Origin of the sequence: Streptomyces sp. NPDC056224 (genome assembly GCF_042267665.1) — a bacterium.
Taxonomy (GTDB): domain Bacteria; phylum Actinomycetota; class Actinomycetes; order Streptomycetales; family Streptomycetaceae; genus Streptomyces.
On the sequence record NZ_JBHJTK010000015.1, the window covers coordinates 87,235 to 88,511 of the forward strand.

Sequence of the window (1,277 nt, forward strand, 5' to 3'; positions counted from 1 at the left end):
GGTCATTGGTGGAGTTCTACCCGCCCCGCGGCAGCCGCGACAGTCTTTATCGGTCCGAAAGGCGCCCGACGGGGCCCGGGGCGCCACGGGGCCGCATTCCGATTCCGCTGGCGCACCCCAGTCTTGTGCCCGAAGGAGATCCATCCATGTCCGCACGCCGCACCGCCACCCGTATCGCCGGCCCCGCCGTCATCGGGCTGGCCCCGCTCGCCCTGGCCGCGTTCGCCGCCGCTCCCGCGGCCGCCCACGGCTCGATGACGGACCCGGTCAGCCGGGTGGCGGCCTGCTACGCGGAGGGCCCGGAGTCCCCGCGCTCGGCGGCGTGCAAGGCGGCGGTCGCGGCGAGCGGGACGCAGGCGTTCTACGACTGGAACGCCGTGAACATCGCCAACGCCGCCGGGAAGAGCAAGACGCTGATCCCGGACGGCCAGCTGTGCTCGGCGGGCAACGCCAAGTACAAGGGGCTGGACCTGGCGCGCGCCGACTGGCCGGCGAGCCCGATGACGGCGGGCGCGCACACCTTCCGCTACAAGGGGACGGCGCCCCACAAGGGTTCCTTCGAGCTGTACGTGACGAAGGACGGGTACGACCCGGCGAAGCCGCTGAAGTGGTCCGACCTGGAGCCCGCGCCGTTCGCGAAGGCCACCGACCCGGGTATGCAGAACGGCGACTACGTGTTCTCCGGCACCGTTCCCAACAAGTCCGGCCGCCACCTGATCTACAGCATCTGGCAGCGCTCGGACAGCCCGGAGGCCTTCTACACCTGCTCGGACGTGGTCTTCGGCAAGGACAGCGGCGGCGGTGCGGGCTCCAAGCCGAGCACCGGAACGAGCACCGGAACGAGCACCGCACCGACCGCCGGGACCAGCGCCGCACCGACCGCCGGAACCGGCGCCGCGCCCGGCTCGAAGCCCGGCGCCAGTGCCGCCCCCTCGGCCCCGACGGACCTGCAGATCGCCGCCGGCGCGGACAAGTCCACGGTGGAGCACGGCGGTCATGGTGACAACGACCCGAAGACGAACGGACAGGCCGCGGCCACACCGTTGGCGTCGCAGTCCGCGCAGACCCACAACCTCGCCGAGACCGGCGGCAACGGCGCCACTCCGGCGATCGCGATCGCCGGGGCCGGCGCCCTGACCGTGGGCGCGGCCGTGATGTTCGGGCTGGCCCGCCGCCGTGCGGCCGGGGGCGCCTCGCGGCCGGTGCCCCCCCACGCCCCCCCCGGGCGCCGGGGCCCCCCCCCGGGCGCGGGGTCGGGGGGGCCTCGCAAAACCAAG

General features: G+C 74.2%; 1 protein-coding gene. It reads left to right on the forward strand.

Going from position 1 to position 1,277, the window contains the following annotated elements:
- Positions 1 to 146 precede the first annotated feature (146 nt).
- Positions 147 to 1,277 (forward strand): lytic polysaccharide monooxygenase (locus ACFCZ1_RS19590; RefSeq protein ID WP_376679522.1); only part of this gene is annotated, 1,131 nt, incomplete at its 3' end.